4 protein-coding genes and 1 pseudogene are annotated in these 5,150 nt (G+C 68.4%); all 5 read left to right on the top strand.

The window, feature by feature from the left end:
* Positions 1-943, top strand: a 943-nt coding sequence (locus tag OS124_RS0109750; RefSeq protein WP_010139375.1) for an ABC transporter ATP-binding protein, incomplete at its 5' end; no start/stop codon positions are given.
* Between the two features lie 165 nt (positions 944-1,108).
* Complete coding sequence (locus tag OS124_RS0109745; protein ID WP_010139374.1) at positions 1,109-2,401, top strand: amidohydrolase family protein; 1,293 nt, start codon at positions 1,109-1,111, stop codon at positions 2,399-2,401.
* Between the two features lie 177 nt (positions 2,402-2,578).
* Positions 2,579-3,571, top strand: a complete 993-nt coding sequence (locus OS124_RS0109740) for a BMP family protein (protein WP_010139373.1) — start codon at positions 2,579-2,581, stop codon at positions 3,569-3,571.
* Positions 3,572-3,641: 70 nt separating this feature from the next.
* Complete coding sequence (locus tag OS124_RS0109735; RefSeq protein WP_010139372.1) at positions 3,642-5,027, top strand: amidase; 1,386 nt, start codon at positions 3,642-3,644, stop codon at positions 5,025-5,027.
* Positions 5,024-5,150: pseudogene (locus tag OS124_RS27415) on the top strand (sugar ABC transporter ATP-binding protein); the annotation flags it as partial. The gene OS124_RS0109735 and the pseudogene OS124_RS27415, both read left to right, overlap by 4 nt.

Below are 5,150 nucleotides of genomic sequence, written 5' to 3'. Positions count from 1 at the left end.
GAAGGGGGCCGTGTTCGGCCGCACCGTGCCGCTGAAGGCGGTGAACGGTGTCACCTTCGACCTGAAAGCGGGCGAGACCCTGGGCATCGTGGGGGAGTCCGGCTGCGGCAAGTCCACCCTGGCCCGCGCCGTGTTGCGTCTTGTCGATCCGACGGCGGGCGAGGTCAGCTGGCTGGGCACGCCTCTGACCGACCTCGACCGCAAGGCGCTGATCAAGGAACGCAAGGACCTGCAGATCGTCTTCCAGGATCCGCTGGCCTCGCTGGATCCGCGCATGACCATCGCGGACAGCATCGCCGAGCCGCTGAAGACCTACCGCCCCGAGATGACCAAGCGCGAGCGCCGCGAGGCCGTGCTGGAAATGATGGAGCGCGTCGGGCTGGAGGCCGAGAAGTACAACCGCTATCCGCATGAGCTGTCCGGCGGGCAGAACCAGCGCGTCGGCATCGCCCGGGCGATGATCAACCGGCCCAAGCTGATCATCTGCGACGAGGCGGTCTCGGCGCTGGATGTCTCGATCCAGGCGCAGATCGTGAAGCTGCTGAAGGATCTTCAGGCCGAGTTCGGCATGTCGATGCTGTTCATCAGCCACGACCTCTCGGTGGTGCGCGAGATCTCGGACCGGATCATGGTGCTCTACCTCGGTCGGGTGGTCGAGATGGGGCAGGCCGAGGTGATCTGCGCCGAACCGCGCCATCCCTATTCGCGCTCGCTGATCTCGGCCGTACCGATCCCCGATCCGGTGGCCGAGAAGGCGCGCGAACGACTGCGCATCCCGGGAGAGCTGCCCTCGCCGCTGGATACGAAAGCCGCGCTGCGCTTCCTGCCCTCGAAGCTGGACGCCGGGCAGATCGACTACGTGCCGCAACTGCAGGAGGTCGCGCCGGGGCACTACGTGGCCGAGCATGACAGCCTCGACGCCATCATGGCGCGCGGCACCTAAGGCACCGGTGGCCCCGGGGTGGAACCCCGGGGTCCCCACGACCGTCGCTTTCCTCGGCAAAGCGACCCGCCCGGAGGCCCCAGGGGCGACAAACAGATTTCCATCGGCGTGACATGCGGTTACCTGACGCCTACCCTCAGGGGACAGCGATTCAGGAGCCGCCCGATGTTCGATCTTCTCATCCGCAACGCCACCCTTCCCGACGGCACCGCAGGTGTCGATATCGCCGTGAAGGATGGCAAGATCGCCGAGGTGGCCCCCGGGATCACCGCCGAAGCTGGCGAGGTGGTCGAGGCCGAAGGCCAGCTGGTCACGCCGCCCTTCGTCGATCCCCATTTCCACATGGACGCGACCCTGTCGCTGGGTCTGCCCCGGATGAACGTCTCGGGCACGTTGCTGGAAGGCATCTCCCTCTGGGGCGAGCTGCGCCCGACGCTGACCAAGGAGGCGCTGATCGAGCGCGCGGTGCGCTATTGCGATCTGGCGGTCTCGAAGGGCCTTCTGGCGGTGCGCAGCCATGTCGATGTCTCGGACCCGCGCCTTGTCACCGCCGAGGCGCTGCTTGAGGTGCGCGAGATCGTCGCCCCCTACATCGACCTGCAACTGGTCGCCTTCCCGCAGGACGGCTTCTACCGCTGCCCCGAGGCGGCCGACGCGCTGATCCGCGCGCTGGACATGGGCGTCGACATCGTCGGCGGCATTCCCCATTTCGAGCGCACCATGGAAGAGGGCGCCCGCTCGGTCGAAGCGCTCTGCCGCATCGCCGCCGACCGGGGTCTGCGCGTCGACATGCATTGCGACGAGACCGACGACCCGCTGTCGCGCCACGTCGAAACCCTCGCCGCGCAGACCGTGCGCTTTGGCTTGCAGGGCAGGGTGGCGGGCAGTCACCTGACCTCGATGCATTCGATGGACAACTACTATGTCTCGAAGCTGATCCCGCTGATGGCCGAGGCCGAGCTGGCCGCGATCCCCAATCCGCTGATCAACATCATGCTGCAGGGCCGCCACGATACCTACCCCAAGCGCCGCGGCCTGACCCGCATTCCCGAGCTGCTGGAGGCCGGCATTACCGTCGGCTTCGGCCAGGACTGCGTGCTGGATCCCTGGTATTCCATGGGCACCGGCGATCTGCTGGACGTGGCCCATATGGCGCTGCATGCCACGCAGCTCGGCTCGGGCGAGGACAAGAAGCAGCTGTTCCAGATGGTCACGACCAATTCCGCGAAGATCATGGGGCTTGAGGGCTACGGCCTCGCCAGGGGCTGCAACGCCGATCTCGTGCTGCTGCAGGCCAGGGACGCAGCCGAGGCGATCCGCCTGCGCCCGAACCGCCTGAAGGTCTGGCGGCGTGGCAAGCTGGTCTCGGAAACCGCGCCCGAGGTCTCGCGCCTCTCGCTGCCGGGCCGGCCCGGCCAGGTGAACCCCGCCGCCTACGCGCCCGAACATGCAACTTGACCGGATGGTCAGGAATTTGCCCAATTAGAGGGCAACCTCCGGGGCCCCAGCCTGAACGTCCGCGTATGGTCAGGGGCGCCGCTTGACAGCGCACCGGCAGAGGCGCCGTCTGACACCACGGCCCGACGGCCAACGGAACACCCCGGGGCACCCCCGGGAGGAACAGGGAGACTTCCAGTGACCAAACTTCTGATCAACCGCCGCCGCCTGCTGGGTACCGGCGCGGCCCTCGGCGCCTCGACCCTCTTCGCCCCTTCGATCCTGCGCGCCCAGGGCGCTGCGGTGAAGGTCGCCGGCATCCATGCCAGCCCGGTCGAAAACGCCTGGAACTCGGTTCTGCATGCCGCACTGGTGGCCGCGCATGAGGAAGGCGTGATCGACTACACCTTCTCGGAAGGCGTCTCGGGCACCGACTACCCCCGCGCCATGCGTGAATACGCCGAAGCCGGCAACGTGCTAATCGTGGGCGAGGCCTATGCGGTCGAGCGCGAGGCGCGCAGCGTGGCGGGCGACTATCCCGACACCTCCTTCCTGCTGGGCTCGTCCGGCGAGGCGGCGGGCGACAACTTCGGCGTCTTTGGTACCTGGAACTGGGAAGCCGCCTACCTTGCGGGCATGCTGGCCGGTGCGATGACCGAAACCGGCGTGGTCGGCTCGGTCGGCGCGATCCCGATCCCCGAGGTCAACATGCTGATCAACGGCTTCGCCGACGGTGTGAAGGCGGTGAACCCCGAGGCCCGGCACCTGACCTCCTTCATCGGCACCTTCTTCGACCCGCCCAAGGCGCGCGAAGCTGGGCTGGCTCTGATCGACTCCGGCGCTGACATCCTCTTCGGCGAGCGGATCGGAACCGCCGACGCCGCGCAGGAGCGGGGCATCAAGGCCATCGGCTCGATGATCGACTACACGCCGCGCTACCCTGAGACCGTCTTTGCCAATGCGCTCTGGTCCTTCCGTCCGCTGCTGGACGCGGCCCTGGCCGATGCGGTTGCAGGCAACCCGACCGGCAAGAACTATACCCCGCTGAGCCTGATGAAGGACGGCGGCAACGACATCAACTACGTCGAAGGCGTGGCGCCCGAAGCGGCCGTGAAGGCCATGCTGGAGACCCGCGAGGCAATCATCGCCGGTGATTTCGACGTGCCGCGCAACTTCGATGAACCTGCATAAGCGGCTCAGTCTCTTGTGAAAACATGTCCCGCCCGGTACTCGGGCGGGACTTTCTGTATCCCCGCTCCGGATGATCGCCTTGCCCGAGACACCCGCCGCCCTTGATTGGCCCGACGACGCCCTTGGCCTGGCCGCCGCGCTGGCAGAGGGCCGGCTGAGCCAGGAGCGCGCCCTGTCGCTTGCCCGCGAGAGGGCCGCGGCCTGCGCCGATCTCGGTGCGGTCTGCTGGCTGGCCGAGGCCGACCCTGCGGTGGCGCAGGGTGGCCCATTCGCGGGCGTACCCTTGCTGGTCAAGGACCTCGGTGGTCCCTTCGCGGGCATTCCCATGCGGGCCGGGTCGGCCGCGCTGGCGCGCAAGAAGGGCGTTGCCGACAGCGACCTTGCCGCGCAGTTCCGCGCCGCCGGCTTCCGCCCCTTCGGCGCGACGACCGTGCCCGAGTTCGGCCTGTCGCTGTCGAGCGAACCGGCGGTTGGGCCGCTCTGTCGCAACCCGCTGAACCCTGCGCTTTCGGCGGGCGGCTCCTCTGGCGGGTCTGCGGCGGCGGTCGCGGCGGGCATCGTGCCGCTGGCCCATGCGACAGACGCAGGCGGCTCGATCCGGGTGCCCGCGGCGGCCTGCGGGCTTGTCGGGCTGAAGCCTACGCGCGGGGCAATCCCGGGCGGACCGGGCTTTGGCAACCATCTGGGCGGCATTGCCACCGAATTCGCCGTGACGCGCTCGATCCGCGATGCTCAGACGCTCTGGCCCTGCCTGACCGGCACGGCGCGCGGGCCGTTCCCGGATCCCGTGCAATTGCCTGCCGAGGGCACATTCACCATCGGTCTTGTCACCGACGGCCCTGACATCGCCCCCGAGCGTGCAGTGGCCATCGAGGCCGCCGCGAAGGCGCTTGAGATCATCGGTCACCGTATCGTGCAGATCGACGCCAGGGCGCTGGAGGCGATCCGCAAGACCTCGGCCCGGATCTTCGACCGTGTCATCTCGGCCAATCTCGCCACGCTGGTACGGGCCGGTCTGGCCCCCGAACGGTTCGAGCCGCTGACCCGCGCCTTCGCCGAGCGTGGCGCGGCGCTGACGGCGGTCGATCTCTGGCAGGCGACCGAGGCCGGGGCAGGGGCGTCGCATGCGCTGTGGCAGCTCTTCGAGAGCTGCGATGTCCTGCTGACCCCCATGCTCTCCACCGCGCCGCCGCTGCTTGGCAGCTTCCCGACGGACCACGCAGAGCCCGAGACCCAACTGGCCCGTATGGACGCCCTCGCGCCCTATGCTGCACTTGCGAACATCACCGGCGCTCCGGCCCTGACGCTGCCCTACGGCGCGCACGACGGCCTGCCGCTGCCGGTCCAGCTGATCGGCCCCATGGGCGGCGACCTGCGCCTGCTGGCGCTTGGCGCGGCGCTTGAGGCAGACCGCCGCTGGACCCATCCAATTCCCCTATTCGGAGGCAACGCATGACCCGCGTCCTTGAACTTGACGGGATCACCAAGCATTTCGGCGCCGTCACCGCGAACGAGGATGTCTCGCTGCACCTCGACCGGGGCGAAATCGTTGCCCTGCTGGGGGAAAACGGCGCCGGCA

Source organism: Oceanicola sp. S124 (assembly GCF_000220565.1).
Classification (GTDB): Bacteria; Pseudomonadota; Alphaproteobacteria; order Rhodobacterales; family Rhodobacteraceae; genus Pseudooceanicola.
This window is presented reverse-complemented; position numbering and strand designations above follow the sequence as displayed.